General features: G+C 64.8%; 24 protein-coding genes. 10 read left to right on the top strand and 14 right to left on the bottom strand.

Annotation, left to right across the window (positions count from 1 at the left end; all coding sequences use genetic code 11):
• Positions 1 to 47: 47 nt before the first annotated feature.
• A complete protein-coding gene (locus QO207_RS22615) occupies positions 48 to 938 on the bottom strand; it encodes a LysR family transcriptional regulator (RefSeq protein WP_301534533.1) in 891 nt (296 codons plus the stop codon).
• Between the two features lie 104 nt (positions 939 to 1,042).
• On the opposite strand from QO207_RS22615, the gene QO207_RS22610 reads away from it, so the two are divergent.
• Complete coding sequence (locus QO207_RS22610; RefSeq protein WP_301534532.1) at positions 1,043 to 1,810, top strand: sulfite exporter TauE/SafE family protein; 768 nt, start codon at positions 1,043 to 1,045, stop codon at positions 1,808 to 1,810.
• A 32-nt stretch (positions 1,811 to 1,842) separates the two neighbouring features.
• Here QO207_RS22610 and betI read toward each other — a convergent pair whose 3' ends face one another.
• The 4 genes from betI to QO207_RS22590 form a co-directional block, all read right to left on the bottom strand.
• Positions 1,843 to 2,481 (bottom strand): transcriptional regulator BetI, encoded by a 639-nt coding sequence (gene betI, locus QO207_RS22605; protein ID WP_301534531.1) that lies wholly within the window; start codon positions 2,479 to 2,481, stop codon positions 1,843 to 1,845.
• A gap of 112 nt (positions 2,482 to 2,593) precedes the next feature.
• On the bottom strand, positions 2,594 to 4,036 hold the full coding sequence (locus tag QO207_RS22600; RefSeq protein ID WP_301534530.1) for a cytosine permease: 1,443 nt from the start codon (positions 4,034 to 4,036) through the stop codon (positions 2,594 to 2,596).
• A gap of 58 nt (positions 4,037 to 4,094) precedes the next feature.
• Positions 4,095 to 5,279: an iron-containing alcohol dehydrogenase gene (locus QO207_RS22595; protein WP_301534529.1), complete on the bottom strand. Its 1,185-nt coding sequence runs from the start codon at positions 5,277 to 5,279 to the stop codon at positions 4,095 to 4,097.
• A gap of 12 nt (positions 5,280 to 5,291) precedes the next feature.
• Positions 5,292 to 6,782 carry an aldehyde dehydrogenase gene (locus QO207_RS22590; RefSeq protein WP_301534528.1) on the bottom strand — a complete coding sequence of 497 codons (1,491 nt, stop codon included), beginning with the start codon at positions 6,780 to 6,782 and terminating at the stop codon, positions 5,292 to 5,294.
• Between the two features lie 439 nt (positions 6,783 to 7,221).
• On the opposite strand from QO207_RS22590, the gene QO207_RS22585 reads away from it, so the two are divergent.
• Complete coding sequence (locus QO207_RS22585) at positions 7,222 to 7,647, top strand: hypothetical protein (RefSeq protein WP_301534527.1); 426 nt, start codon at positions 7,222 to 7,224, stop codon at positions 7,645 to 7,647.
• A gap of 109 nt (positions 7,648 to 7,756) precedes the next feature.
• On the opposite strand, the gene QO207_RS22580 is transcribed toward QO207_RS22585, so the two are convergent.
• Entirely contained in the window at positions 7,757 to 8,617 is an 861-nt protein-coding gene (locus tag QO207_RS22580) for an SDR family NAD(P)-dependent oxidoreductase (RefSeq protein WP_301534526.1), read from the bottom strand.
• 222 nt (positions 8,618 to 8,839) lie between these two features.
• Between QO207_RS22580 and QO207_RS22575 the strand changes: the two genes are divergently transcribed.
• Positions 8,840 to 9,247: a lysozyme inhibitor LprI family protein gene (locus tag QO207_RS22575; RefSeq protein WP_301534525.1), complete on the top strand. Its 408-nt coding sequence runs from the start codon at positions 8,840 to 8,842 to the stop codon at positions 9,245 to 9,247.
• Between the two features lie 215 nt (positions 9,248 to 9,462).
• Here the strand turns inward: QO207_RS22575 and QO207_RS22570 are convergent, their stop codons facing one another.
• Positions 9,463 to 10,365, bottom strand: coding sequence for a LysR family transcriptional regulator (locus tag QO207_RS22570; RefSeq protein ID WP_253450086.1), 903 nt, complete (start codon positions 10,363 to 10,365; stop codon positions 9,463 to 9,465).
• 73 nt (positions 10,366 to 10,438) lie between these two features.
• On the opposite strand from QO207_RS22570, the gene QO207_RS22565 reads away from it, so the two are divergent.
• The 3 genes from QO207_RS22565 to QO207_RS22555 are packed head-to-tail and all read left to right on the top strand — an operon-like array spanning position 10,439 to position 13,266.
• Complete coding sequence (locus QO207_RS22565; protein WP_367620483.1) at positions 10,439 to 11,338, top strand: NmrA family NAD(P)-binding protein; 900 nt, start codon at positions 10,439 to 10,441, stop codon at positions 11,336 to 11,338.
• 10 nt (positions 11,339 to 11,348) lie between these two features.
• Complete coding sequence (locus QO207_RS22560; protein ID WP_301534524.1) at positions 11,349 to 12,515, top strand: MFS transporter; 1,167 nt, start codon at positions 11,349 to 11,351, stop codon at positions 12,513 to 12,515.
• A gap of 16 nt (positions 12,516 to 12,531) precedes the next feature.
• Positions 12,532 to 13,266, top strand: coding sequence for an SDR family oxidoreductase (locus QO207_RS22555; protein ID WP_253450092.1), 735 nt, complete (start codon positions 12,532 to 12,534; stop codon positions 13,264 to 13,266).
• 546 nt (positions 13,267 to 13,812) lie between these two features.
• Here the strand turns inward: QO207_RS22555 and QO207_RS22550 are convergent.
• Positions 13,813 to 14,262, bottom strand: a complete 450-nt coding sequence (locus QO207_RS22550; RefSeq protein ID WP_301534523.1) for a hypothetical protein — start codon at positions 14,260 to 14,262, stop codon at positions 13,813 to 13,815.
• A gap of 279 nt (positions 14,263 to 14,541) precedes the next feature.
• Between QO207_RS22550 and QO207_RS22545 the strand changes: the two genes are divergently transcribed.
• Positions 14,542 to 15,069 (top strand): ProQ/FINO family protein, encoded by a 528-nt coding sequence (locus QO207_RS22545; RefSeq protein ID WP_301534522.1) that lies wholly within the window; start codon positions 14,542 to 14,544, stop codon positions 15,067 to 15,069.
• Between the two features lie 227 nt (positions 15,070 to 15,296).
• Here the strand turns inward: QO207_RS22545 and QO207_RS22540 are convergent, their stop codons facing one another.
• Positions 15,297 to 16,367 carry a DUF748 domain-containing protein gene (locus QO207_RS22540; RefSeq protein ID WP_301534521.1) on the bottom strand — a complete coding sequence of 357 codons (1,071 nt, stop codon included), beginning with the start codon at positions 16,365 to 16,367 and terminating at the stop codon, positions 15,297 to 15,299.
• A 261-nt stretch (positions 16,368 to 16,628) separates the two neighbouring features.
• Between QO207_RS22540 and QO207_RS22535 the strand changes: the two genes are divergently transcribed.
• The gene (locus QO207_RS22535) at positions 16,629 to 17,030 is read left to right on the top strand and encodes a RidA family protein (RefSeq protein WP_301534520.1); all 402 of its coding nucleotides are present in this window, start codon (positions 16,629 to 16,631) and stop codon (positions 17,028 to 17,030) included.
• Positions 17,031 to 17,088: 58 nt separating this feature from the next.
• On the opposite strand, the gene QO207_RS22530 is transcribed toward QO207_RS22535, so the two are convergent.
• Positions 17,089 to 17,952 carry an aldo/keto reductase family oxidoreductase gene (locus QO207_RS22530; RefSeq protein ID WP_301534519.1) on the bottom strand — a complete coding sequence of 288 codons (864 nt, stop codon included), beginning with the start codon at positions 17,950 to 17,952 and terminating at the stop codon, positions 17,089 to 17,091.
• 101 nt (positions 17,953 to 18,053) lie between these two features.
• Here QO207_RS22530 and QO207_RS22525 point away from each other — a divergent pair, with 101 nt between their 5' ends.
• Positions 18,054 to 18,965: a LysR family transcriptional regulator gene (locus QO207_RS22525; RefSeq protein WP_301534518.1), complete on the top strand. Its 912-nt coding sequence runs from the start codon at positions 18,054 to 18,056 to the stop codon at positions 18,963 to 18,965.
• A gap of 66 nt (positions 18,966 to 19,031) precedes the next feature.
• Here the strand turns inward: QO207_RS22525 and QO207_RS22520 are convergent, their stop codons facing one another.
• The 3 genes from QO207_RS22520 to QO207_RS22510 form a co-directional block, all read right to left on the bottom strand.
• Complete coding sequence (locus QO207_RS22520; protein WP_301534517.1) at positions 19,032 to 19,895, bottom strand: GyrI-like domain-containing protein; 864 nt, start codon at positions 19,893 to 19,895, stop codon at positions 19,032 to 19,034.
• 61 nt (positions 19,896 to 19,956) lie between these two features.
• On the bottom strand, positions 19,957 to 20,340 hold the full coding sequence (locus QO207_RS22515; protein ID WP_301534516.1) for a hypothetical protein: 384 nt from the start codon (positions 20,338 to 20,340) through the stop codon (positions 19,957 to 19,959).
• Positions 20,322 to 21,905 carry a GMC family oxidoreductase gene (locus tag QO207_RS22510; protein ID WP_301534515.1) on the bottom strand — a complete coding sequence of 528 codons (1,584 nt, stop codon included), beginning with the start codon at positions 21,903 to 21,905 and terminating at the stop codon, positions 20,322 to 20,324. Before QO207_RS22510 ends, QO207_RS22515 begins: the two co-directional genes overlap by 19 nt.
• A 128-nt stretch (positions 21,906 to 22,033) precedes the next feature.
• Between QO207_RS22510 and QO207_RS22505 the strand changes: the two genes are divergently transcribed.
• Entirely contained in the window at positions 22,034 to 23,077 is a 1,044-nt protein-coding gene (locus tag QO207_RS22505) for an AraC family transcriptional regulator (protein WP_301534514.1), read from the top strand.
• A 12-nt stretch (positions 23,078 to 23,089) separates the two neighbouring features.
• Here the strand turns inward: QO207_RS22505 and QO207_RS22500 are convergent, their stop codons facing one another.
• Positions 23,090 to 25,624, bottom strand: coding sequence for a LuxR C-terminal-related transcriptional regulator (locus QO207_RS22500; RefSeq protein ID WP_301534513.1), 2,535 nt, complete (start codon positions 25,622 to 25,624; stop codon positions 23,090 to 23,092).
• Between the last annotated feature and the right edge of the window lie 105 nt (positions 25,625 to 25,729).

Below are 25,729 nucleotides of genomic sequence, written 5' to 3'. Positions count from 1 at the left end.
CCATCGTTGCAACCGTTGAAACAAGGCCCCTTTGAAGGGGCCTTGTTTCAGGCGTCCAGCCCCCGCATCACTTCGACGAAGCGTCGCGCCATCTCCCCACATCCACGTGCGCACGCCAGCGCCACGCTGGTGCTGCAGCCCTCGTCCGCCAGCGGCACGAACACCACCGACTCATGGGCCAGGGCACGCATGCTCTCGGGCAACAGCGCCACCCCGAAACCAGCCTGGATCAGCTGCAGCTGGGTGGTCTTGCGCGATACCACCTGGGCCGCGCGGGGAAAGAAACCGGCCTGCATGCACAGCGCCGCAGACTGATAGCTGAGCCCGCCGCGATGGCCATGGGGGATCGAGATGAAACGCTCCTCGCTCAGCTCGGCCAGCTCCACGCTGGCCGCCCTGGCACGCGGGTGCTGCGCGGCAACGGCGAGGTACAGCGGCTCGTCGAACAGCGGGTGGATTTCCACCTCGTCGTGCTGGCGCAGCACCGGCAGGCGCAGCAGGCCGATATCCAGATTGCCTTCGGCGATGTCCTGCAGCTGGGCCTCGGAGGATTGCTGGGCGATTTCCAGCGAGACCTCGGCGTTATCGCGCAGGTAGGCCCCCATGCGCTCCAGCAGCAGGCCGGTAATGGGCACGGTGCTGGAGTGATTCAGGCGCAGGCTGCCGCGTAGGCCCTGGCCGATTTCACGCGTCAGGCGCTCGGCCTTGTCCAGTTCGACCAGCAGCCGGCGTGCGCGCTCGTAGAAGGCCTGGCCAGCAGGAGTCAGCCGTGGCTGGCGCGCGGTGCGCTCGAACAATGGCGTGCCGAGGTGCTGCTCCAACTCCTTGATCTGCCGGCTGAGGGCGGACTGGGCAATGAACAGGTTCTCAGCGGCGCCGGTGAAACTCCCGCACTCGGCAATGTCGACGAAGTAGCGCAACTGGCGAATGGAGGTCATATCTGCGATCTCTTTTTGCGATGGCTCCTGGCGGTTTTCCATATTAGTCAGCATGGCTCGCTCTTGGCTAACCTCTGCCTCATCCCCTTCGCCACGGATTTCCCATGCTGGATTCGGCTCTCGCCCTGCTGCCCTTCTCCGCCCTCGACTGGTTGCTGGTGGTGGCGGGCATTGCGGCGGCCTATGTGGTGTTCGGCATCGCCGGCTTCGGCACGGCGCTGGTGGCCGGGCCGGTGCTGATCCACTTCATGCCGCTATCGCGGATCATCCCGCTGCTGGTGCTGCTGGATTTCGTCGCCGCCTTCGGCAACTGGCTGCCGGCGCGCAAGGCTGTTGCGCGCCATGAGCTGCTGCGGCTGCTGCCTTGCATGGCCGTTGGTTGCACCATGGGAGTGGTGTTCCTGTTGCAGCTCAAGTCCGCTGTACTGCTGTTGCTGATGGGGCTCTTCGTCAGCGGTTACGCGCTCTACAGCCTGGCCGTAAAGGCGCGCCCGCAACGGCTGAATGCCTGGTGGGGGCTGCCGGCAGGCACGGTGGGCGGGTTGTTCGGCGCCCTGTTCGGCAGCGGCGGCTTCCTCTATGCGCTGTACCTGAATGCCCGGTTGACCTCCACCGAACAGGCCCGCGCCACCCAGAGCGCACTGATCAGTTGCAGCACCGTGGTGCGGCTGGGGCTGTTCCTGCTGGCGGGAGTCTATGCCGACCGCGCGCTGCTGATGCTTGCGCTGCTGCTGTTGCCGGTGATGGCTGCGGGCCTTTGGGTCGGGCGCAAGTTGACCCGGCGACTGTCCCGCGAGGCCTTCATCCGCCTGGTGACCTGGCTGGTGCTGGCCAGCGGGCTGGCGTTGCTGGGGCGCTATTTCAGCTCGTAGAACAAGCCCGCACGCAACATGCAGTGACCGGGCTAGGTTGGCACGACGCCGGTCAGCAGCTGGGCCGTCTGCAGGCAGCACTTCTCCGCCTTGCGGGCGCTGAATGCCTTGTGGTCCAGCGCCCATTCCAGCCAGAAGCCGTCGATCAGCGCGGTGATGATCAGTGCACTGCCCTTGGCGTCCAGCGCCAGTTCGCGTTCGGCAGCGATGGCCTTGAACACCGCCTCCAGCTCCTTGCGATAGTCGGCGTAGAGCTTGCGATTGAGCTCGCGCAGCTGCTCGGAAGACACCGCAGCACCCCAGAAGCCGAGCCAGGTGGTGAGGATGAATTCGTTGAAGATGCTGCCGCGGAACGAGGAGCGGATGATTGCGGTGAGGCGCTCCAGCGGCGTGCTGCCCTTGGTCTCCAGATAGCGACGGGTCTCCTCGCGCAACTGGATGGTCAGCTCCATGTAGGTGGCGAGCATCAGCTCGTCCTTGCTGGAGAAGTGGTGGCCGATCAGCCCGACCGAAACCTCGGCCTCGTCGCAGATGCGCTCGATGGTGGTGCCGGCATGGCCGAAGCGGGTGATGCAACGCATGGTGGCTTCGACGATGGCCTTGCGCCGGGTTTCCGCGTCTACCCGGGTCCTGCGCTTGCGGGGCTTGTCGCCCGGACTGTCCACACTCATAGCTGAATCCGCTTCCCTCACTGGAATGGCAAGCCCGCCCGGTGCGGGAGCACCGGGCGGGGACGCCAATCTAGCAAGATTTGCCGGAGTACGCAGGTGCCATGGCGCGGTCTCAGGCCATGGCGCCGCTTTCCAGGCCCTGGTCGAGGCGACGGATCTGGCCGACCTCCTGCTGGATATCCTGCGAACGGCACAACCACCAGTAGGCCAGCGCCGACACCGCCAGGCCGATCGGCATGCTGACGTCGGCGCCGTCGAGCTGGCGTGCCACGTAGCCGGTGTACAGTCCGGTCGCGGAGAACGGCAGCATGACCACGAAGCCAACCAGGTAGGCACCGATGCCACGCCAGTTCCAGCGCCCGTAGAGACCGTCCGGCTTGAAGATCTCGCGGATCGAGAACTGGCCGTGGCGCACCACGTAGAAGTCCACCAGGTTGATCGCCGTCCAGGGCGTGAACAGGTACAGCAGGATGGCCAGGAAGTCGCCGAAATCCCTGACGAAGTTGTCCGAGGCAGTCATCGCGATGAAGATCGCCGCGCCGCCCACCGCCAGCATCGACAACACGCGCTTGAGCAGGGTCGAGGTCTGGCTCTTCACCGTGTCGACGATGCTCAGCAGGGTGATCGAGGCGCCGTAGAAGTTCTGCGCAGCACTGGTCACCAGGCTGATCACCGCGAGGATCAGGATGAATTCGCCGAATCCGTGGAAGACCATGTCGCCCAGCAGCACCAGGCCCTTGGCAAGGTTCTGCCCCGGGCTCAGGGCGGCGGCCAGGGCACCTATCAGCATCATCCACACACCACCGATCATGGCGCCCAGGTAGGTCCACCAGAACGACGAGCGCACGCTGATATTCGGCGGCAGGTAGCGCGAGTAGTCGGACACGTAGATCGCCCAGCTCAGCTGGTACGCGGCGGCAACGAAGAACTGCGCGAGGAACGGCGTGGCCTTGAAGCCATCGAGGCTCAGTTGCTCCTGCGGCAGTTTTACGTAGACGCACAGGCCGACGGTGAATACCGCCATCACCCCGATCAGCAGGAACGCCAGCCAGCGCTGCACCTTGTGGAAGGTGTTGTAGCCGGCAATCGCCATGGCGATTGCCAGCAGCGTGAAGAGGATCGCCGACGGCTCCTGCGGGGCGTCGAACAGCTCGTGCAGGGTCTGCCCCACCAGCAGCTGATTGAAGGCGTTGTAGCCGACGTAGGTGACGATGGCCACCACATACACCAGCAGCGCCCCAAGATAGCCGAACTGCGGCCGCGACTGGATCAGCTGCGGCAGCCCCATCTGCGGCCCCTGGGTGGAGTGCCCGGCCATGAACAGGGTGCCGAAGGCGCACCCGAGGAAGATGGCGATGGCCGACCACATCAGGTTGGCACCCATGCCAATGCCGATGATGCCCACCGCCAGGGTGGTCAGGTGCGCCTCGCCGCAGAACCAGATGGGCCAGAGGTGCCAAGCCTTGCCATGGCGCTCGGCGAGGGGCACGTAGTCGATGGAACGGGTTTCCAGATTCAGCCGTCCGTTGGCGGAGGCAGTCTTGGGAGCTGACATGGGATTCGTACCTTTATTGATATTGTTGTGAGCACAGCAAGGTCGTCGCTTCCCGCGACTAGGCCCGTTCCTCTTCCAGGGCCTGGTGCAGCAGGGATTCCAGGTCTTCGAGACTGCTCGGGCGCGGGTTGCTCTGCCGCGCCGGGTCGCCCATGGCCTTGCGCGCGATGGCGGCAATGTCTTCACGGCGCAGGCCCAGCGAGGCCAGGGAAACCGGAATGGCCAGGCTGTCCAGGCGCGCGCAGATCGCCTGCTGGAAGCTCTCGAAGTCTTCGCCCGCCAGGCCCATGGCACGACACACCGGGCCCAGGCGCGGTTCGATGGCCGCGCGGTTGAAGCGCAGCACCCTGGGCAGGATCATCGCGTTGGTCAGGCCATGGTGGCTGTTGTAGGTGGCGCCGACCATGTGGCTGAGCGCGTGGACCAGGCCAAGCCCCTTGAGGAAGGCCACTCCCGCCAGGCACGAACCGATCAGCATGCGGCCGCGCGCTTCGAGGTCGTCGCCCTGCTCCACCGCTCGCTCCAGCGAGCCCCAGAGCAGCTCCAGCGCCTGCAGCGCGGCGCCGTCGCAGAGCGGATTGAAGGTCGGCACGAAGTAGGCTTCCAGGGCATGGATGACCGCATCCAGGCCGGTCCAGGCCGTCAGGTGCGCCGGCAGGCTGAGGGTCAGCTCGGGGTCGAGGATCACCGCTTGCGGGCGCGCCAGCGGGTGCCAGACACAACCTTTGATGGCGCGTTCACTGTCGGTGAGCATGGCCGTGCTCTCGGTCTCGGCACCGGTGCCGGCGGTGGTCGGGATGCAGATCACCGGCGGGAAGTCGCTGGCGACCAGGCCTTCGGGCACCGGCTTGTCGAAATCGAACGCCCACAGCGGCAGGCGCGTCTGCCGGGCCACCAGGGCCACGGCCTTGCCGCCGTCCAGGCCGCTGCCGCCACCCAGGGCGATGATGCCGTCGGCACGCAACTCACGGAACGCCGCGGCACCTTCGAGCACGGCGCGGTCACTGGGGTTGGGCTCGATCTCGCCGAACAGCCCGCAGGCCAGGCCGGCATCGTTCAGCAGGTCCTGCAGCTCGGCCACGAAGGGCAGGCGCAGCGAGCCCTGGTCGGTCACGATCAATGGCCGGGAAATGCCGTACCGACGGCACAGCTCGACCAGCGCGGAGCGCGCGCCGGGGCCGTACTCGATGGGCAGTGGCAGGCTCCAGCTCTGCCGCGACAGGGGGGAAAGGTTGTCAATCACGGTAATGCACCTTCAGCAGCGGATGATGGTCGACTTGAGTTCGCTGTACTTGTCCAGCGCATGCACGGAGTTGTCGCGGCCATTGCCGGACTCCTTGAAGCCGCCGAACGGGAAGTTCATGTCGAGCAGCTCGTCGTAGCAGTTCACCCACACGGTGCCGGCGCGCAGGCGCCGCGAGGCACGGCGGATGGCGCCGAGGTCGGCCGACCAGAAGGCCGCCGCCAGGCCGTATTCGCTGGCATTGGCGAGAGCGATGGCATCGTCCAGTTCTTCGAATTCGATGACGCTCAGCACCGGCCCGAAGATCTCTTCGCGGGCGATGCGCGAGGTGGCGTCGGTGGCGAAGACGGTCGGTTGCACATAGTGGCCGCCGGGGATCGTCGCGCAGTCCTCGCCGCCCAGCAGCAGGCGGGCTTCACGCTTGCCCAGCTCGATGTACTGGCGCACCCGCTGGTACTGGGCGGCATCGATCAGGCTGCCGGTGACGCTGGCCGGGTCCAGCGGGTCGCCGGGCATATAGGCACGGGCGGCCTCCAGCAACTCGGCGATGAAGGGCTCGGCGATGGCGCGCTGCACCAGCAGGCGCGAACCTGCGCTGCAGACCTGGCCCATGTTGCTGAACACCGCAGCCGCCGCAGCCTGGGCCGCCCGGCGCAGGTCCGGGCAGTCGGCCATGACGATGTTCGCCGACTTGCCACCCAGCTCCAGCCAGACGCGCTTGAGATTGCTGTCCGCCGCGTTGCGGCTGATCTGCCGGCCGACAGCGCCGGAGCCGGTGAAGGCCAGGCAGTCGATCTGCGGGTGCAGGCTGAGCAGGCGACCGGTTTCGCCATCGCCCGGCACCACGTTGAACACGCCCTCGGGAATCCCCGCCTCGCGGGCCAGGCCGGCAATGCGCAGGACGCTCAGCGGGCTCTTCTCCGACGGCTTGAGGATCAGGCTGTTGTCGGCGGCAAGGGCCGGGGCGAACTTCCAGGTCGCCATCAGCAGCGGGTAGTTCCACGGCACTATCGCCGCCACCACGCCGACCGGCTCGCGCGTCACGGTGCCGAGGAACTGCGGATCGCAGGCGGGCACCTCGCCGGTGACCTTGTCGACCAGCTCGGCGAACCATTCCAGGCAGTAGATGGAACTGGGAATGTCCACCGCCGTGGTATCGGCGATGGGCTTGCCGGTGTCCAGGGTCTCCAGCAGCGCCAGTTCCTCGGCGTGTTCCTTCATCAATGCGGCCCAGCGCAACAGAGCGGCCTTGCGCTCGCGCGGCACCCGGTCGGCCCAGCCACCGCCCTCGAATGCCCCACGGGCGGCAGCCACCGCGCGCTCCACGTCAGCCTCACGGCACAACGCGACCTGCGCCAGTTCGCGGCCATCGATCGGGCTGCGCACGGCAAATGTCTCGCCATCGCTAGCCCCCACATAGGCGCCGGCGATGAACGCACGCGCCTCCACCACCAGGTCGGTGCTTCGTCCACGCCAATAGACGGCATCTCTGAGTTGCGGCATGCGCATCCCCTCATGTTGTTCTTGTTCAGGCTGGGCGATCCTAGGCAATACTGAAAATTCATTCAATAGCGAATCGCTCACCTACTGAATATTTTTTCAATAGAGAATCGACCGAGAGGAGCCTGCGGCAAGGCAGGATGCGCTATGGAGCCCATCGCCCAGGCGGCGAGAAGGCGACTGATGGCGGGGCCGGAAGGTTCTTCGGCAACAGCAGAACGGCCCTGCCGGGCGCGGGAGTTCTGGTGGGGAGTCAGCCTACGAAAGTCAGAGGATGGCGGCGGCAGGCCAGGGGAAATCCGCCGGCGCCGCAGGCAGCGGCATGGGCAGACTGCTGCAAGGGATACACAAACGAGTGAACAAGTCGGCTAACCGGGTATCTGACACTCGGTAGACTCCACGCCATGCCACCCGCGCAACCACCACTGACGAAGGACCGTTCATGTCTGCAAAATCGCTTCTGCTCACCGGTACGCTCAGCCTTGGCCTCACCCTGCTCTCGGGCTGCTCCCATTACTTCCAGGGCATCCCTGACCTGATGGACGCGAAGGACTGGGAAGGTCGCCCCCTGCAGGAAGCCGTCGACCAGTTCGGCGAGCCCAGCGACGTGGTCAGGGACGAGCAGAACAACTCGGTCGCCCGCTGGATCTACACCACGCAGTACACCCGCACCCAGGGCTACAACGAACTGTCGGCCGGGCCTGGCGGCAGCACCATGGTGACCCCGCGCTCCTACGAGGAAAGCTACGGCAAGGAGTGCCGCCTGGAGCTGACCTTCAACGCGCAGAACGTCATTACCGACTTCAAGACCTGGAAAAGCGTGGGGGATGCGTGCAACTCGTACTCCTTCTCCTATCCGAAGAAGTAGCCAGCGCGAAGGCTCGCCGAGGCCCCGAAGCCGATTCAGGACGCGACTGTCGCCACCATGAAAAAGCCCAGGTGCAAACCTGGGCTTTTTTTCGTTCCGGTGTTGGCAATCAGCTGTCCAGCCGCTGCACCGCGCCCGGGTCGATATCGGCATTGCCGTTACGGGCGCGCTCCTCGGCCAAGCGTGCGCCCTCGGCGGCGGTGAGGGTGAACAGCCGCTCGGGATCGGCACTGCGCAGATGCAGGGCGATCTTCTCAGTGCCCTCCACCACTTCGATGCTGCGCTGCCCGGCCACCAGGCCCTCGACGATGATTCGTGCGGCTTCATCGGCGGGCATGCCGTTGTCGATGTTCACATCGGAGCGGCCGCGGCGCACGCCGTCACCGCCCAGCGCGTTCACCGCCACGCCGGTGCGCACCGAGCCGGGCAGGATCACGCTGACGCGGATGCCATGGGCCTGTTCGACCTCCGCGCGCAAGGCTTCGAAGTAGCCGACCACGGCGTGCTTGGCGCCGCAGTAGCCGGTGCGCAACGGGACGCCGACCTTGCCGGCCACCGAGCTGACCACCGCCAACTGGCCACTGCCCTGGGCGACCAGGCGCGGCAGCAACAGCTGGGTCAGGGCCACCGGTGCCAGGTAGTCGACCTCCATCAGCTCGCGGTAGACCTCGAAGCGGGTATCCACGGCCAGGCTGCGCTGGCTGATGCCGGCATTGTTGATCAGGCAGTCGACACGACCCTGCCAGGCCCAGGCCTGCTCGACCACCTGCGGCAGCGCGGCGTAGTCGGTGGTTTCGAACGGCAGCACCAGGGCGTTCTGTGGCGCCTGCTCGGCAACCGCCTGCAGCGCGGCTTCACGCCGGCCTGAAAGAATGACCCGCGCCCCCTGTTGCAGCAGCAGGCGAGCCAGGGCCTCGCCAATACCGGAGGATGCCCCGGTGATCCAGACCACTTGGTTGTCGAAAGCCATGTGCTGCTCCTTCTGTCAGGTGTTAGGTGTTGAGTAGCCGCAGTCTAGTAGCCAGCGCTTCGCTCACCCGATGGCCGTGGCGGCCAAAGCACTGGCCCTGCGGCCATGACAGCGCCCGCGAGGTGGTGGCGGATTTCCGCGACAGCGGCAACTGAACTGTCGGCCAATGGCGCACGCTGATCTATGCTCGATGCCAGGCCCACCGCTCAAGGATGAACAAGGATGCCTGCCGCACACTCGTTCGCGCCCCGTCTCCTGACTGCTGCTACCACTCTCGCGGTGGCGGCTCGCCGGATTCCTCTGCTCCTGCTCGCCACGCTGCCGCTTTACTCGACAGCGGAGCCGGCAATGGTTGAGTACGCCAATACAAGCTACCCAGCCTGGAAAAAAGCCAATGAGGATATGGAGAAGAGATACGGGCAACTCCTGAAAGAAGCCGAACAGGAGCCCAGGAAAGACTCCGCCAGCCGACTTGCATCGGCGAAAGACCATTGGGAGAAGTTCCGCGCCGATTTCTGCAGCTCCATGAGCGACACCTACGGCGGGGCGTGGTCCAGTGTCCACGAGTCGGAATGTCGAGTGAAGCTGGCAAATCAGTTCAAGCACATCATGGAAGACTATGGCTGGTAGCCGCCGCAGACTCTGCCAGGTTCACGGCGGCAGGACCAACCAGCCGATTGGATTGCGGCTGCTTACGGCCAAGAGCGGACAGTCATGCTGCGGCTCAATGGACATCTATTTGAGCTTTGAAAGTGACTAGGACGGCCGGGGCGATTCACTTCGTGCTTATCGGCGTAGCGCTGCCGCCGGCGCGCTGATCGCCTGCCAAAGATTCGGCAGTCGTTTCAGGCCGCGACCAGTTGCAAGACGAAATCGAGAAAAGCCCGCACCTTGGCCGGCGGGTTATGCCTCGACGGATACAGGGCGTATAGCGGGAAACGCTCGTCCGGCCAGTCCGCGAACAATTCCACCAGCCTCCCATCCGTCAGCAGCAAGTCACTGCCCAGCGCCATGATCTGGGCAATGCCGTATCCCGCCAGGCAGGTGCTGTGCAGACTGCCGACATCGTTGACCAGTAACTGTCCACGGGTATCCACCACCTGGCGCTCACTGCCACGATGGAACTCCCAGTCGAACGGCCGCCCGGTTTCAGGATCGCGAAACTGGATGCAGCGATGTCCGTTCAAGTCCTGCGGCTGCAGTGGGCGACCATGACGTTTCAGATAGGAAGGCGCCGCGACTGTAAGGATGCGCGTGTCCAGCAACTTGCGCGCGACCAGGCTGGAAGTACGCGGCTCACCGAAACGAAGCGCCAGGTCGAAGCCATCGGCGACCATGTCACCCAGTCGGTCGCGAGTGATCAGTTCCAGTTCCAACTGCGAATGGGCATCGAGAAACGCCCCCAATCGCGGGCCAAGGATCAGGCGGGCGAAGAAAGGATCGACATTGACCCTCAAGCGCCCACGCACCACCCGAGCACCAGCAGTGACCGAGCTGGCCGCCTCCTCCAATGCAGTCAGCAAAGGCAGTACCTGCTCATGCAGGCGCCGACCGTCGTCGGTCAGGGTTACCGAGCGCGTAGTGCGATCAAACAGGCGAATGCCGAGGCGTTTCTCCAACCGCGCCAACGCCCGGCTGACGCCAGGTTGGGACATGTCCAGCACCTCACCTGCACCCGCGAAGCTGCCGGTGTCGACGATGGCGGCGAACACACTCATGCCATTCAGGGTGCGCTCATCGAAGCTCATATTTAATGCCGTTATGTCATCAATAAAATGCCTTCCATGTTATCGATTGATCAATCGACTGAGGAGAGACTGCTTGCGAACCCGGCAACCGCCGGTCGCAATAGGGATTATCCCCATGTATGTGATCACTGGAATCACCGGCCAGGTAGGCGGCACCGTGGCCCGCAACCTCCTCGCTGCCGGCAAGAACGTACGCGCGGTAGTGCGCGATGCCTCCAAGGGCGGCGAATGGCTGCGCCAAGGCTGTGAGCTGGCCCTGGCGGATATGCGTGACGCTGCCGCGTTGACCCGCGCTTTCAAAGGTGCCGAGGCGGTGTTCGTGCTGCTGCCACCGAACTTCGACCCGAGCCCAGACTTCCTCGAATCACGCTATATCGTCTCGACCCTTCGCTCGGCGCTGGAGACAGCTCAGCCGGCCAAAGTCGTATGCCTGTCGACCATCGGCGCCCAGGCCAGCCAGTCCAACCTGCTCAGCCAACTCAGTGACATGGAACAACAACTCGGCCAGTTGCCGATGCCGGTCGCTTTCCTACGCGCCGCATGGTTCATGGAAAACAGCCTGTGGGACATCGCTCCGGCGCGCGACGAGGGCGTGCTGCACAGCTTCCTGCAGCCACTGGACAAAGCCGTGCCAATGGTCGCCACTGCCGATGTCGGCTGCACTGCCTCCATGCTTTTGCAAGAGTCCTGGCAGGGCGTACGCATCGTCGAGCTGGAAGGGCCGCGGCGCATCTCGCCACAACGTCTGGCCGCCACGCTCGGGCGACTGCTGGGTCGTGACGTGCAGGCACGCAGCGTACCGCGTGACACCTGGGAGCAGCTTTTCCACAGCCAGGGCATGCACAACCCATTGCCGCGCATGCAGATGCTCGATGGATTCAATCAAGGCTGGATCAACTTCGCAGGCACGGCGATATGCGGCACCACCGAATTGGAAACGGTACTCGCCGACCTGATCCAACGGCAGGCCTGAGGGAGTTCGCATGAGAACTGGCAGCATTGCGCTGACCGGTAGCGGCCGTTCATCGACGGCACTGCTGGCAGTGGCCTGTGGCACATTTGCCGCGGGCAGCTATCTGGCCCAACCAATACTTTCGGTGATCGCCACTGATCTGGGGATCGTCTCCTGGCAGGCGGGGCTAGCCGTAAGCGCCAGCCAGCTGGGTTTCTGCCTGGGCCTGTTGCTGGTGGTGCCGCTGGGCGATCTGCTGGAGAACCGTCGTTTAGTCCTGGCCCTGGCGTTCGTGCAAGTGTTGGCACTGCTGGTGATGGCCAGCGCCAGCAATGTCGGCGTTCTGCTGCTGGCGGCACTCGTTGTCGGCCTGGGCTCCTGCGCCGTGCAATTGCTGGTACCCCTGGCAGCGCACATGAGTAGCGACAGCACCCGGGGGCGCACCGTCGGTAGCGTCACCGCCGGCTTGCTGTTGGGCATTCTGCTGGCCCGCCCCCTGGCCAGCCTGATCACCGATGCATTTGGCTGGCGCGCCCTGTTTGCGACAGACGCGCTGCTGGTCAGTCTGCTCGGTGCATTACTGGCCTGGCGCCTGACACATCATCGAGCCAACTCGACGCTTAGCTATCCAGCCCTGCTCGCGTCCCTGGCACAACTGCTGGGCAGGCACGCCGAACTACGCCGACGCAGCGCGGCACAGGCCTGCTTGTTCGCCGCATTCAGTCTGTTCTGGGTTGGTGCACCTGTGCTGCTGGCCGAACGCTTCGGCCTGCATGCACAGGATATAGCACTGTTCGCCCTGGCCGGCGCCGCCGGAGCCTTGGTCGCACCGCTGGCCGGCCGCCTCGCCGACAGCGGCCATTCCAGCGCATTGCGAGGCTGGGGTGCAGTGCTGGTAGCGAGCGGCTTTCTGCTGAGCATTGCCCTGCCCACGTTGCCCTGTTGGTTACTGGCGGCCCTGCTGATCGATGCCGGCGTGCAGATTAGTCACGTGGCCGCACAACGCCAGGTGCTGGCGCTTGATGTCAGGGCCCGTAGCCGACTGAACGGCCTGTATATCGCCGTTTTTTTCCTTGGCGGTGCCCTCGGCTCGGCACTGGCGATGCCCTTGTTGCAACTCGGCTGGCACTGGCTTGCCGGTATAGCCGCCCTTCTGGCGCTCATTGCCTTGGCTCTCGGCCAGATACGCAGCAACTAACCGCGGAGATACAAACATGTCTACCCAGCTTCCCGCATTGCGTGACAAGCACATCGTCATCCTTGGCGGCTCATCCGGCATCGGCCTAGAAGTGGCCCGGCAGGCTCTGACCGAGGGTGCCAGCGTGACCATCGCTTCAAGCAACCCATTGCGCCTTGAAAGTGCCCTGGCCCAACTTGGCAAAGGTGCCTGTGGCCGCTTGCTTGATCTCGCCGATCATCAAGCCATTGCGGCTTTCTTCACGGAAGTCGGGGCAATCGACCATCTGGTCTACAGTGCCGGCGACCGCTTGCTGTTGAGCCCGCTGGCCGAACTGGATTCAGTGAATGCCCGGCACGCCTTCGAACTGCGTTTCTGGTCGGCGCTCGTGGCAATACGTCATGCCGTGAGGTGGATTCGTCCTAATGGGTCAATCGTGCTTTCGGGCGGTATCGCCGGCATCCGACCCAGTTCAGGTTGGAGCCTGGCCGCCAGCGTTTGCGGCGCCATCGACTCGCTCGTGAGGGCCCTGGCCTTAGAGCTGGCACCGTTACGCATCAACGCCGTGGCGCCCGGTCTGGTGCGTACCGAGTTGTGGCGCGACATGGGAGAGAGCGAACGGCAGGCGCTTTACCAAAGCGTTGCCGCTCGCCTGCCGGTCGGGCGAATAGGCGAAGTGGAGGACGTCGCCGCTGCCTACCTGTTCCTCATGCGCAGTGGCTTCGCCAATGGCCAATCGCTGGTGGTGGATGGCGGCAATGTACTGGTGTGATGGCTCAGGCTTGTAGCGCCTCACCAATCGCGTGGTAATGCCCGCCCGCCACGTGATGCAGGCTGCGCAGGTTCGGGTCGAGCTGCGGTTGAGCAGACAGTGTTCCTTGAACTCCCAGCCAGCGCCGTCGAAACCAAGTAGGGCGGAAGTGTCTGCTTTTGGGGATGGGCAGTCGTTGTCGGTGGCTTGATTCTGTTCGCCCCGTTCGTAGCATTCATTACCTGGCTGATTCATCGCAGCGCCCATTGAGCGAGCGTCCGCTATGGGTCGGTAGCGGCCACCCCCGCCTGCCAACTCCATACCTCGAAGTCATGCAAAGGCAGCCCCCGGCGGTCTGCCTTCTCAACTGCCCGCCCATGCAGGTTGGAGCATGCGCTGAGCGTCTGCTCCGCCGGCCGATGCTCGCTGGCCAAACTGGCCGTGGCGACGGCTCTGCTCGGCAGCCAGCTTCGTCGTAACGGCACCGGCGGACTGAGGGCCCTGGAGAGAGGCCCCTGGGCCTTGCTAGGACGTTCTGCTGGCTTGCGCCCCCCGGAAGACAGCTTGTCAGCGTGAGAGCGTTGCCCCCAGAAATCCGAAAAGGAAGGTCACTGCAAACACGTAGATCGCCCCGAGGATTATCAGCGCAGGAATCGAAGCGATACCCCACTTGATCATGAAGATAACCATTGAGCCAAAGCTCATGTTCACATCCATGACCACTACAGGATGCGCCCCTGGATACTTGCTGGTGACTGCCTGCACATTGCGTTGCTGCTGCGCAGCTGTCGGAGTGGCAACTCGGACGGAGCTGCTCGCCGCCTGGAGTTTTTCCTGCTCCAGCTGCTGCACTCTCGCCTGGAGAGCCTTGTGGTAGTAGATCCCGCACTCAGGGCAACGAGTAGGATCGGTTTGTTCGCCTGCAGCTGGTGTATGTCCGCATTCAGGGCATTGCATAGAGGATTCCCTCCCTTCGATGAAGGGGGGAAATGTATCCAGATTGGCATTTCGCGTCACGCTACGGCCAATTCCTTCCTGATTGTCTGGGCAGCCGGAACTCTCCAAGCGCCCTGCTCAAGGTGACGCCTGGCCATCACCTGAGCAAGACCGGGTCGACGCTTCAGCAGAACAAGCCGCGGGACGTCGAGCAGCGCATGCAGCCGAATATCGACGACAGCTACCGATCGGGGCAGGTATTGGTGAAATTCGCAGCAATCCATCCAGATTCAGATGCTCTCCGGCGCCATATGAAATAACCTTGCACCACGCAATCAACCGGAAGCTGTGAATCGAACAATGGGTTTTGAACAACTAGCCGAGCTACGTGACCGCCTGCGGGCTGACAAAGAGCAGGCAAACAGCGAGCGCGCGGCGCGCCCCAAGCGCAAGCCTTCTGCACAGAACAAGCCTTCTTCACAGAGCAAGCCGCGTGAGCAGGATCCCGCGGTGGAAGCGATCTGGCGTTTGCAGAAGCACTTCCCGTTGGCCTTCCCGGTCAATCCGGCGCCCAAGGTTCCGCTCAAGGAGGGGATCCTCAAGGATGCCGAGCAACACCTGCAGCTGCTCGGGGTGAACAGCGAACAGCTGAAGCTGGGCATCGCCGCCTGGTGCAAGGGTGTTCGCTACTGGGCCTGCATGACCGAGAATGCGCCACGCCTGGACCTCAATGGCCAGGTGGCTGGCACGGTGACCGCCGCTCAAGCGCAATACGCCAAGCAGCAGGCTTCGCGGCAGCGCAGCCAGGACCGGAAAAACCGCGCGAAGGCCAAATCGCAAGCCACGCCCGCCGCCGAAGGCCCCGCAGCGGAACCCACTTCGGACTGATCCGCACGGCACCACGCACGCAGCGTGAAGCTGGCGGAGCCTGCGCGGCATAGGGAATGGCTGGGAAAACACAGGGCGCGCTGCCCGGCGCCGCCTGCCCTGTGAGTTCTTTCCTCCTTCCGGCTCTGGAAAGATGCCGGCGCGGAACAGCGCATGAAGTGAGCGAGCGCTGGTCAGTCATCGCAAGCGGACGCAGGCCTGCGAGCTGACTGGTTCAGAACCGTGCCTCACTCGTCCGGTGCATTGCGCTCATACCGCGCATTGAAGGCCTGGATGAAGGCGTTGCGCAGGATCCCGAGGAATGCCTGGAAGGCGCTGATATCCTGGCGATGGACGTTACCGCTGAGATCGACGCGGGTGGCGAACTGGTCCTTGCCCTGGTTCTTCAGCACTGTTTCGCCGCCACCGACCAGGGCTTCCCAGATGGAACGGAACAGGCTCTTGTCCTTCTCTTCCACGTCCTGCTGCCAGTTGAACACGTCGACGTCGCGCAACAGCGGCTTTATGTAACCACTGAGCTGACCCTTGTCCGCGCGCGCTTCGATCACCAGCGTGCCGTGACCACGGTTGAAGTCGAACTTGCCGTAGGCCGAGGCGAAGTCATTCACCCGCCGCAACTCGATATCGCTGGCACGCAGGCGCAGCTCGAAATCCTCGAAGTTATCGAACGGGTCGAACGCCGCCTGCACTTCCACCGGTGCCTGGCCGAACAGCTGCGCACGGCCTTCGAAGCGCGCCACTCGCTCGCCCTTGTCATCCGCCACATTGGTGAGATTGTACAGGCTCGCCTGCACCGTGCTGGCGGTCAGGTGTACCGGCGGCCTGGACTGGTAGTTGCGGAAATGAATGCGGCCGTCGGCGATGCGCACTTCATCCAGGGTGATCGGCAGCAGCTTGTTCAACTGTTCCCGCCAGTCGGTACCGGCACCGCTCTGGGAGTTCTGCTTGTCGCCACCATCGACGAAATTCAGCTCCGGACGCTGGAATACCACCCGCGCCACGATGCCATGGTCGTACCACAGCGCGTGCCAGCTGACCGACAGGTCGATCACCGGCGCGTCGAGGAGCGGCACAGGCACCTTGCCGTTGACCTTGACGATCTTCAGGCCGTTGATCCGATAGGCACCCCGCCACAGGGCCAAGTCCACGTCGGCGATCTGCCCATGGTAATCGCCCATGCGCTCCAGCTTGCCGTTGAGGTAATCACGGATCACATAGGGCAAGGCGATGTGCGCGATCAACAGCACCAGCAGGATCGCCAGGATGCTCAGCATGGGCACGCTGTAGCGTCGTTTCATCCCCGCCTCCGCAGATTCTTTGCCAGTGGACTGGCCCGCTGGCGGCGGAGTTCAGCCCAAGTTCGCCGGCATCTGCGGGCAGACTTCCGAGACGAAAGCTCCCCGGCAACTCCCCTGCTCGACAGGTACCTGATCCCTTGATGAGCCAGGCGGCCTGTGGTCCCGTAGAATCGAAGGGCGACGTTCTCCGCCACTGGCCGGCTGCATTGCCTGTCGATGCAGCTGCCCGCCCCCCTGGAAACTCTTCCCACCGAGAGCCACATGCCTGACCGTCAACCCGTAATTCCAGAATCCATGCAAGCCCTGGTCGAGCGGGCCGGGTACCTGCCTGCCGTGAAAGTCGGAGCGACGCTGTATTGCGCTGGGCAGGTTGGCCGCACAGCCGACCTGGAGGTGATCCTCGATCCCCAGCAGCAGTTTCTGGCGGCGTGGGAGAATCTGCGGCTGGTTCTGGCAGCCGGTGGCTGTGGGTTCGAGGATATCGTCGACCTGACCACCTACCATGTCGGCCTGCAACAACACATGCCGCTATTCCGTCAGGTGAAGGACCGCCTGTTCCCCCGTGCAACCTGCGCCTGGACCTGCATCGGTGTTGTAGAACTGGCCCATCCCGGGCTCCTGGTCGAGATCAAGTGCACCGCCATTGCGCCGCTCCCACAGTGAACGAAGGCTCCCCTCTTCGAAGGTCGAAGCGGCACAACATGCAGCCCCCGAACGAGGACTACGCCACATCATCCAGTTCAGCCAGCAGCTCAGCCGGGATCACCAGCTCGCTGGCACTGAGGTTCTCGCGCAGGTGCTCGACTGACGACGTGCCTGGAATCAACAGGATGTTCGGTGAGCGCTGCAGCAACCACGCCAGGGCCACGCGCAGCGGCGATGTGCTCAGGCGCGCAGCGACACCCGTCAGGGCTTCCGACTGCAATGGCGTGAAGCCGCCCAGCGGGAAGAACGGCACATAGGCGATGCCTTGCCGCGCCAGTTCGGCAATCAGCGACTCGTCTGCGCGGTGCGCCAGGTTGTAGTGATTCTGTACGCAGACCAGCGGAGCGATCTGCTGGGCCTGTTTCACCTGCACCGCCGATACGTTGCTCAGCCCGAGGTGGCGGATCAGACCCTGGCGTTGCAGCTCGGCCAGGGTGCTGAAACCTTCTTCGATGGAGGCCTCGTCAGGCGCGTGCATGTTGCCCCAGGCGCGGTAGTTGACGACATCCAGCGCCTCCACGCCCAGGTTGCGCAGGTTGTCATGCACCGCGCTGACCAGCGCCTGGGGCGTATGCGCGGGGTTCCAGGAGGCATCCGCACCGCGTATGGCGCCGACCTTGGTGACGATCACCAGGTCTTCGTCGTAGGGATGCAAGGCCTCGCGGATCAACTGATTGGTCACGTGGGGACCGTAGAAGTCCGCGGTGTCGATGTGATTCACCCCGGCCTCGCGCGCTGCGCGCAACACCGCGATGGCCGCCGCCCGATCCCGTGGCGGGCCGAACACCTGCGGACCGGCGAGTTGCATGGCGCCGTAGCCCATGCGATTGACGCTGCCTTTACCCAGGGAAAAGGTCCCCGCCTGCCTGGCGTTGCTCATGTCGTCTGCCTCGTTGAATGACTGTGTGAGACCACTATAGGCATTGACCACTGCGCCGATAATCAGCTGCAATCGGCACGGGTTGTACGGGAGAGCGAACAATGACAAGCGACATTCAGGACTTGCTGGCCTTCGTCGCCGTAGTGAACGCGGGGGGCTTTCGCGAAGGTGCGCGGCTCAGCGGCAAATCCGCCTCCAGTCTCAGCGATGCCGTGCGGCGCCTGGAAACCGGGCTGGGAGTTCGCCTGCTGAACCGCACCACCCGCAGCATCCTGCCCACCGAAGCCGGCAGGCTGTTGATGGAGCGCATCGTGCCAGCACTGGACGAGGTTTCCTCGGCGCTGGATGTCGTCAATGATTTCCGCGACCGCCCAAAGGGCACCCTGAAACTGAATGTGCCGCTCAGCGCGGCACGGCTGGTCCTGCCGGCCATCATCACGCCCTTCCTGAAAGCCTATCCGGACATTCGCCTGGAGGTGATCGCCGAGGAGAGCTTCGTCGACGTGCTGGCCGCCGGTTGCGATGCCGGCATTCGCTACGATGAACGCCTGGAGCAGGACATGATCGCCGTGCCCATCGGCCCGCGCCTGCAACGCTGCGCCACGGCGGCCTCGCCGGCCTACCTCGACGCCCATGGCCGCCCCGAGCATCCCCGTGACCTGCTGCAGCACGCCTGCCTGCGGGGGAAATTTCCCAGCGGAGCGATGCCGCTCTGGGACTACGAAAAAGACGGAGAGACCTTCAGCCTCGACCCCGGAGGGCCATTGATCGTGCGCATCGGCGGCGCCGTCGACCTGGCCGTGCAGGCGGCTGTCGATGGGCTGGGGGTCATCTATCTGTTCGAGGACTGGTTGCGCCCGCATTTCGAAAGCGGCGCGCTGGAACCGGTACTGGAGCCCTGGTGGCAGAGTTTTTCCGGCCCATTCCTGTACTACCCCGGACGTCGCCATCTGCCATCGCCCCTGCGAGCCTTCATCGACTTCGTCAAAAGCTCCCCTGCCGTGGCCGGATAAGCCCTCGCAACAAAGGATGCCGCCGCCACGAGCATCTCGGGCGACGGCCAGGTGTGAGAGCCCGCGTTATTGCAGCGGGATATAGATATCCGTCTGCCACTCCTCCAGGGGCGTCTCCGGGAAGATGCTCAAGTAGTGGAAGAACAGCGGATGGTCGCGCAGTTCCTCGTTGCTGCCGGGCAGCCAGTCACGATAGATCGGGTAGATGCTTTCGCCGATGTGATCGGGCGAGCCGACGTGGCGCACCACCACACAGCGGCCAGCGGGGATGACCAGTTCACGGACGCCATAATCGTTCGGCGCCACGGCTTCGCCGATCTCGCCGCAGATGTCGAAACGAAATTCCTCCGCCGGCGTGGTATCCGGGTTGCCGTAGGGAATGCCGAAGGTGCGGCTCGCGCCTACCGGCGACTGCCCGCTGCCCATGCGCCACTGAATGAACTGGCGCACGCTGGCGTCGAGCTGTGCGGGAGGGCCGCAGTGTTCGAGGGCGGCGACCCGGACCTCGGGGAAATCGACGATACGTACCTGCATGGTGATGCTCCTGGAAAAATGGGGAATGGCGAACACCGCATGCCAGGTCTGCCAGTTCGGCTGCCGCCGGAAGGCACTGGGCGCCATGCCGAAGTCCCGTCGAAAGGCTCGGCTGAAGGCCTCGGGGCTGTCGAAGCCGGCATCCAGCGAGGCGTCCAGCACCGAATACTGCGTACCAGCCACCAGGCGATGCGCCGCGCGCCGCAAGCGCATCAGTTGCACATAACGTGCAACCGGCACACCCACATAGGCAGTGAATTGCCGGTGGAAGTGGAACGCCGAGAAGTGCGCCACCTCGCTCAAGGCCTTCAGCGAAAGGTCACCCTCCAGGTGGCCTTCGATGTAGGCGAGCACGGCGTCGAAACGCTTGGCGTAGGCAGTCGGAATATCGGGCACCGGGTGAAAGCTCCTGGTCATGTGGTCGGCAACAGAATCCCCCAACCTGCCGTGGGCGCGCCTAGCCGGACTTGCTCAGGTTACGCCCGTGGCGGGCAGCCGCCCCTGCCGGTCGGCTGCGACTGTCCATTATCACGGCAACGGCGGCCATGAGGATGGCAAGTGTGTAGGCGAACAATCCCAGATTGACGCCGAGGATCATTTTCTCCGTGCTGTCGCTGAGCACAATCGAGCCGCCGTAGCTTGCGCGCAACCCGTAGCTCAGCAGGAAGTCACCAGTGACGAAGATTGGCAGCCGCAGCTCGTGGCGGAACCAGACCAGCCACAGGCTGAACACGCCCAGCGCGGTGTTGGTGCCCAGCTGCCACACCTCATGCAGCCGTGCATGCGGCGCCCAGGCAGGGTTGAAGACGGCGCGGGCGCTACTCAGGCCGCGATAATCCACTCTGCAGCCCGCTCCGCGATCATGATCGACGGGGCGTTGGTGTTGCCGCCGATCAAGGTGGGCATGATCGAGGCATCGACGACCCGCAAGCCCTCAATGCCGTGCACGCGCAGCTGCCCGTCCACTACCGCCATCTCGTCGCTGCCCATCTTGCAGGTGCCGACCGGGTGGTAGACGGTATCGGTGCGCTTGCGCAGCAGGTCGATCAGCTGCTCGTCGCTGGAGAGGTTCCGGCCGTACATATCCTTCAGGCCGTACCTGGCGAGCGGCGCCTGGCCGGCGATGTCCTGCACCATACGGTAGCCCTTGAGCAGCGTGCTGACGTCGTCGTCATGGCCGAGGAAGTTCGGGTCAATGCGCGGCGCGGCGAAGGGGTCTGCCGAGTTCAGGCCGACGCTGCCGATGCTTTTCGGCCGCAGCACGCAGACATGGCAGCTGAATCCATGCCCCCAGTGCAGCTTGCGACCGTGATCGTCGATCGGGCCGATCACCGCGTGCAACTGGATATCCGGGCGCGACAGATCCGCAGAGGTTTTCAGGAAGCCACCGCTTTCGGCGCAGTTGCTGGCGAAGGGGCCGGTGCGCTGGCGGGTGTAATCGAAGAAGGCCTTGCCCATGCGCACCGTGCCCCTGGCGGAGATGCCCAGCAGGCTGGTGTCATGGCTCTTGTAGCAGGCGACGAAGTCCGGGTGGTCCTGGAGGTTCTTGCCCACGCCGGGCAGCTCATGCTGCAGAGCAATGCCGTGAGGTTTCAGCTCGGCCTCGGCACCGATGCCGGACAGCATCAGCAACTGCGGGCTGCCGAACGCCCCCGCGCTGATCAGGACTTCCTTGCGTGCCTTGAGCTCCAGGCGTTCACCCTTGACCGACACCTGCATGCCCACCGCGCGCTTGCCTTGCAGCAGGATGCGCTGGGCGGTGGCTCCGGTAATTACCGTGAGGTTGCCGCGCAGTTCGCGGATGGGCTTGAGGAAGGCCGAAGCGGTGCTCCAGCGCCGGCCCTCGCGGATGGTCACGTCGTAGTGCCCTACCCCTTCCTGCTCGGCACCATTGAAGTCGGCGTTGCGCGCGTGCCCGGCCTGTTGGGCCGCATCGAGGAAGGCATTGGTGACCGCGTGCGGCTGCACCCGGCCGACGTACAACTCGCCCTCGCCACCGTGGTAGTCACAGCCGCCCAGGTGATGGCCTTCGCTCTTGCGGAAGTACGGCAGCACGTCGTCATAGCCCCAACCCGGATTGCCCAGGGCCTGCCAGTCGTCGTAGTCGCTGCGATGCCCGCGGATGTAGATCATGCCGTTGATCGAGCTGCTGCCGCCGAGGGTCTTGCCGCGTGGCTGGTAGCCCACGCGCCCGCCCAGGCCCGGTTGCGGGACCGTCTGCAAGGCCCAGTTGACGTGGCGGGTCGGCAGGATGGCGGCGACGCCGATCGGCGTGTGGATCAGCGGCGAGGTGTCTTCCGAACCGGCCTCCAGCAGGCACACCCGGACCGAGGGGTCGGCACTCAGACGATTGGCCAGTACGCAGCCGGCCGAGCCGGCACCCACGATGATGTAGTCGAATTCCATACTTGTTCTTCTCGGTTTGCGGGCGATACGCACCGAGCAGCAGTTCTCGGCGCAGACCGCTGGAATTCTTCGCCGCCGAGGCGCACATTAATTGACTTTCAACGACTGCTTTTTGATTTTTGACGACTGTGACCACCCTCATCCGCACCACCTCGTTCATCGGCTTTCCGCAGCTGGTCGCCCAGTTGGGCGGGGATTGCGAGCACCTGCTACGGCGCTTCCAGATAGCCCCCGCCGCGCTCGAAGACGACGAGGCACGGGTACCGCTGCGCGCCCTGGTTGGCGTGCTCGAATGCGCCGCCAGCGAACTGGATTGCCCAGACCTCGGTCTGCGCATGGCGGAATACCAGGACCTGCACGTGCTCGGACCGGTGGCGCTGATCGCGCGGAACTCAGCCACGGTGGGCCAGGCGCTGGAGGAAATCTCGCGGTTCATCGGCTATCACAGCCCCGGCATCGATGTGCAACTCGACCGCAGTGACCACCAGGCACCACGGCTGCTGATCGAGATTCGCCTGCCCGGCCCCACGCGCCTGCGGCAGATGCAGGAACTGGCACTGGGGGTCGGCCACAACACCCTGAAGCTTCTCTGCGGCAGCCAGTTCAGCGCTCGCTCGGTGCTGCTCAGCGGCGCCAGCGCACTGCCGCTGGCGCGCTACAAGCGCTACTTCAAGGCCGCGGCGTACTTCAACCAGGACTGCAACGCCCTGGTGCTGAGCAATGAGCAACTGGGCATGCGCATCGAACAGCAGGACCCGCAGCTGCACCGGGTGATGCTGGATTACCTGCGCCCCTTCGACGCCCAGGCGGCCATCGGCCTGGTACGCCAGGTGGAAAACCTGATCCTGCGGACCCTGCCCACCCAGCGCTGCCGGATAAGCCTGATCGCCGAACAGCTCGGCCTGCATGAGCGGGTGCTGCAACGGCGCCTGGCGGAGCTCGGTACGGGATTCGAGCAGGTGCTCGAACAGGCCCGGCGCTCCTGCGCGCAACGCTACCTTGCCGAGCGCCACATGCCGATGGCGCAGGTCGCGGGGTTGTTGGGCTACAGCGAGCAGAGCGTGTTCAATCGCGCCTGCCGTCGCTGGTTCGACGACACGCCGCGCGGGGTACGCCGGCAACTGCTCGAAGGCAGCGCCACTGCCGATCCCGAAGGCCCGCCATATCGCTAGTGCGGCTCGACGCTAGCGCACCAGCCCCAGCTCCTTGGCGCGAACAATGGCCTGGGTACGCCGGGCCACTCCCAGCTTCACGTTGATCTTCTGCGCATGGCTCTTGACGGTGTGCAGGGAGATGAACAGCTGCTCGGCGATGTCCTGGTTGGACAGCCCCTGGGCAATCATCTTCAGCACCGACAGCTCGCGCGGGCTGAGCAACACGGCAGTGGCCTGCTGGTCCTTGGGTCTGAGCGAGTCCTTGCCCCAGCGAATCAGGCCGGGGTTGCGCAGGCTGCATTGGTACTCGGCGCTGAGCATGCCAGTCTGCCGGGACAGCGCCATCGCATCGAGCAGCGCCCGCTGCGCGCCGCCCTGCTGGCCCTTGGCATAGAGGGCTTCGGCCATGCCGAACCACAACTCGATGGCCAGGCTGCGGCGCTCCTGCCGCAGGGCCGCCTTGAGCATGCCCTCGAAGGCTTCGCTGACGTCTTCACCCATCGCCTGGCGTGCATGCAGCAACGCTACCTGCAGGTGCTGAACCAGCTCGGGATTGCCGTACGGTGGCCGGCAGCACTCTGCGCCGCTGTACTGCCGCAGCCCCTCCTCCAGCGCGCTACGAGCGCGGCCAGCATGGCCTTCCTGAATCCACAGGCGGGCGTAGCCGAGCAGCAGCAGGTTCTGGTACAGCGGCTCAGTGATGTTGCGGAACTGCAGTAGGCGCTCCGCATCGGCCAGGCGCTGGTGCGCCTGGCCGAGCGACTTGTGCAGCGCATCGAGTTCGGCCAGGCCGATGTAGCCCCAGGAGGCAGCCGGGTCTTCGCAGTCCAGGCACTCCTGCAGCCCGGCTTCATAGTGCCCACGGGCCGCTGCGTAATCTCCCCGGCGCGCCAGCAAGGCACCCAGGCGCAGCCGCGTGCGGCCGCGCAGCGGGTTGGCCTCGCCCTTGCCCTCGGCGCACAACTCCCGGTGCAACTGCTCGGTCAGGTGCAGCGCCTGACTGAGCTCGCCGCGCATTTCCAGCAGATGCACCTGCTGCAACAGCAGCACCGCTTCCAGCATGCGGCTTCCATGGCGGCGCGCCATCTTGATGGCATCGCGATGGAACTGCTCGGCCGTCTCCATTCGCCCGTCGACGATTTCCACTTCGATCAGCGCGGTAAGCACGATCACATGCTGCGCCCAGGCAGACTCCGGCAGATGCTCCAGCGCCTCGCGCATGTGCCGTGCGTCGGCCTTGCCCCGGTGGTATTCGAGCTTGCCGGTCAGCGCCTGGCACTGCGCGAGCAGCTCGCGCTGGCGTTGCGCCGTCGGCTGCGGCAGGAAGCGTTGCAGCTGCGCCGCGCAGACTTCCGCCTCATCGAGACGGCCGCTGATCAGCAGTGCCCAGGAATTCAGGATCAACAGGCGTGGCGTACTGGAGATCAGCTCGCCCGGCAGCAGGTTGCGCCACCTGAGCACGCGCGCCATCTGGCTGCCGTGCAGCAGGCGGTCGCGGGTGAAGTGCTGCAGCAGGCTGGCAGCGATTTCGGGTTGCTCGGCGAGCAGCGCGTAATCGATAGCCTGGCGAACCTGATTGCGCCCGGCGGACCACTGGCAGGCGTGGCGATACAGGGCGCGCTTCAGGCCCTGGGCCACTTCCGCCGCGAGAATGCTGCCCACCGCCGGCCGCACGCGATACAGCCCCAGGTCAGCATCGAGCGTTTCGATAAACACGCCAGCGTCGAGCAACTGTTGCAGCAGTTGCTTGCCTTCGCCGGCGCCCAGCACGTGATCGCACAGCGAATCATCGAAGTCCTGCAGACAGGACAGCTTGCACAGCGCGTCACGCAGCTCGCCCGAAAGCTCCGCCAGCACCTCCTGCTCCAGATAACGCCGTACCAGCGCGTTGCCCTGCATCGCCTCGGGCAGCTGTCCGGGGTCTCGGCCATGCAGGCGCAGACGGATGCCGGCAAACCAGCCATCGGTCTGCAGCATCAGGGTCTGCACGCTGGTCACCGGCACCTCGCCATACAGGCTGCCCAACAGCTCGCCCAGCTCGGCGGCCGTCATGGCCAGGTCTTCTGCACCGAGCTCCAGCAGCTCGCCGTCCAGCAGCAGGCGCTCCAGCTTGCAGGCGGGCCGGCGGCGACTGGCGATCCACCAGGTGACGGTCGGCGCGGATGCTCGCAGCAACAGTTCGAGCAGACGGTCGATACGCTCGTCCGTCGCCCGCGGCAGGTCATCGAGCATGATCCACAGCGCACTTTCGCGTTGCGCCAGACTGTTGAGTACGCCGATGGGGTCGCTGTCGGCGAGCTCCAGCGCCGAGGCCAGCAGGCGCAGCAAGGCCGCGTCATCCAGCACCAGGCCCTTGAGGTCGAGCCACAGCACCTGGGTCTGCTCGGGGCGGGCCAGTGCGCACTCGCGCAGCAGCACGCTCTTGCCGCTACCAGCCGGGGCGCAGATCAGCCGCAAGCGGCAGCGCGCAGCCAGCAGGGTCTTGCTCAGACGGGGGCGTGGCAGAAAACCGGTGGGCAACGAGGGAACGCGGCACGGGTCTGAGTAGATGTTGGCCGTGGGCATGGCGTTACTCGCTGATACAAAGTCCGCCATGGTACGGCTTGCCCCCTTGACTGTATTGGGCTTGCCGACGATCAGGCATAAAAAAGGGCGGCCGTTCGGCCGCCC

Origin of the sequence: Pseudomonas sp. CAN1, from assembly GCF_030462585.1 — a bacterium.
GTDB lineage: Bacteria > Pseudomonadota > Gammaproteobacteria > Pseudomonadales > Pseudomonadaceae > Pseudomonas.
The sequence above is the reverse complement of the archived record's forward strand: the minus strand, read 5'-3'. Positions and strand labels throughout refer to the sequence as shown.

What these genes read in the sequence shown, in the direction of transcription:
- QO207_RS22615 (WP_301534533.1), bottom strand. Translation starts at nt 938, where the DNA reads ATGACCTCCATTCGCCAGTTGCGCTACTTCGTCGACATTGCCGAGTGC.
- QO207_RS22610 (WP_301534532.1), top strand. Translation starts at nt 1,043, where the DNA reads ATGCTGGATTCGGCTCTCGCCCTGCTGCCCTTCTCCGCCCTCGACTGG.
- betI (WP_301534531.1), bottom strand. Translation starts at nt 2,481, where the DNA reads ATGAGTGTGGACAGTCCGGGCGACAAGCCCCGCAAGCGCAGGACCCGG.
- QO207_RS22600 (WP_301534530.1), bottom strand. Translation starts at nt 4,036, where the DNA reads ATGTCAGCTCCCAAGACTGCCTCCGCCAACGGACGGCTGAATCTGGAA.
- QO207_RS22590 (WP_301534528.1), bottom strand. Translation starts at nt 6,782, where the DNA reads ATGCCGCAACTCAGAGATGCCGTCTATTGGCGTGGACGAAGCACCGAC.
- QO207_RS22585 (WP_301534527.1), top strand. Translation starts at nt 7,222, where the DNA reads ATGTCTGCAAAATCGCTTCTGCTCACCGGTACGCTCAGCCTTGGCCTC.
- QO207_RS22580 (WP_301534526.1), bottom strand. Translation starts at nt 8,617, where the DNA reads ATGGCTTTCGACAACCAAGTGGTCTGGATCACCGGGGCATCCTCCGGT.
- QO207_RS22575 (WP_301534525.1), top strand. Translation starts at nt 8,840, where the DNA reads ATGCCTGCCGCACACTCGTTCGCGCCCCGTCTCCTGACTGCTGCTACC.
- QO207_RS22570 (WP_253450086.1), bottom strand. Translation starts at nt 10,365, where the DNA reads ATGAGCTTCGATGAGCGCACCCTGAATGGCATGAGTGTGTTCGCCGCC.
- QO207_RS22560 (WP_301534524.1), top strand. Translation starts at nt 11,349, where the DNA reads ATGAGAACTGGCAGCATTGCGCTGACCGGTAGCGGCCGTTCATCGACG.
- QO207_RS22555 (WP_253450092.1), top strand. Translation starts at nt 12,532, where the DNA reads ATGTCTACCCAGCTTCCCGCATTGCGTGACAAGCACATCGTCATCCTT.
- QO207_RS22545 (WP_301534522.1), top strand. Translation starts at nt 14,542, where the DNA reads ATGGGTTTTGAACAACTAGCCGAGCTACGTGACCGCCTGCGGGCTGAC.
- QO207_RS22540 (WP_301534521.1), bottom strand. Translation starts at nt 16,367, where the DNA reads ATGAAACGACGCTACAGCGTGCCCATGCTGAGCATCCTGGCGATCCTG.
- QO207_RS22535 (WP_301534520.1), top strand. Translation starts at nt 16,629, where the DNA reads ATGCCTGACCGTCAACCCGTAATTCCAGAATCCATGCAAGCCCTGGTC.
- QO207_RS22530 (WP_301534519.1), bottom strand. Translation starts at nt 17,952, where the DNA reads ATGAGCAACGCCAGGCAGGCGGGGACCTTTTCCCTGGGTAAAGGCAGC.
- QO207_RS22525 (WP_301534518.1), top strand. Translation starts at nt 18,054, where the DNA reads ATGACAAGCGACATTCAGGACTTGCTGGCCTTCGTCGCCGTAGTGAAC.
- QO207_RS22510 (WP_301534515.1), bottom strand. Translation starts at nt 21,905, where the DNA reads ATGGAATTCGACTACATCATCGTGGGTGCCGGCTCGGCCGGCTGCGTA.
- QO207_RS22500 (WP_301534513.1), bottom strand. Translation starts at nt 25,624, where the DNA reads ATGCCCACGGCCAACATCTACTCAGACCCGTGCCGCGTTCCCTCGTTG.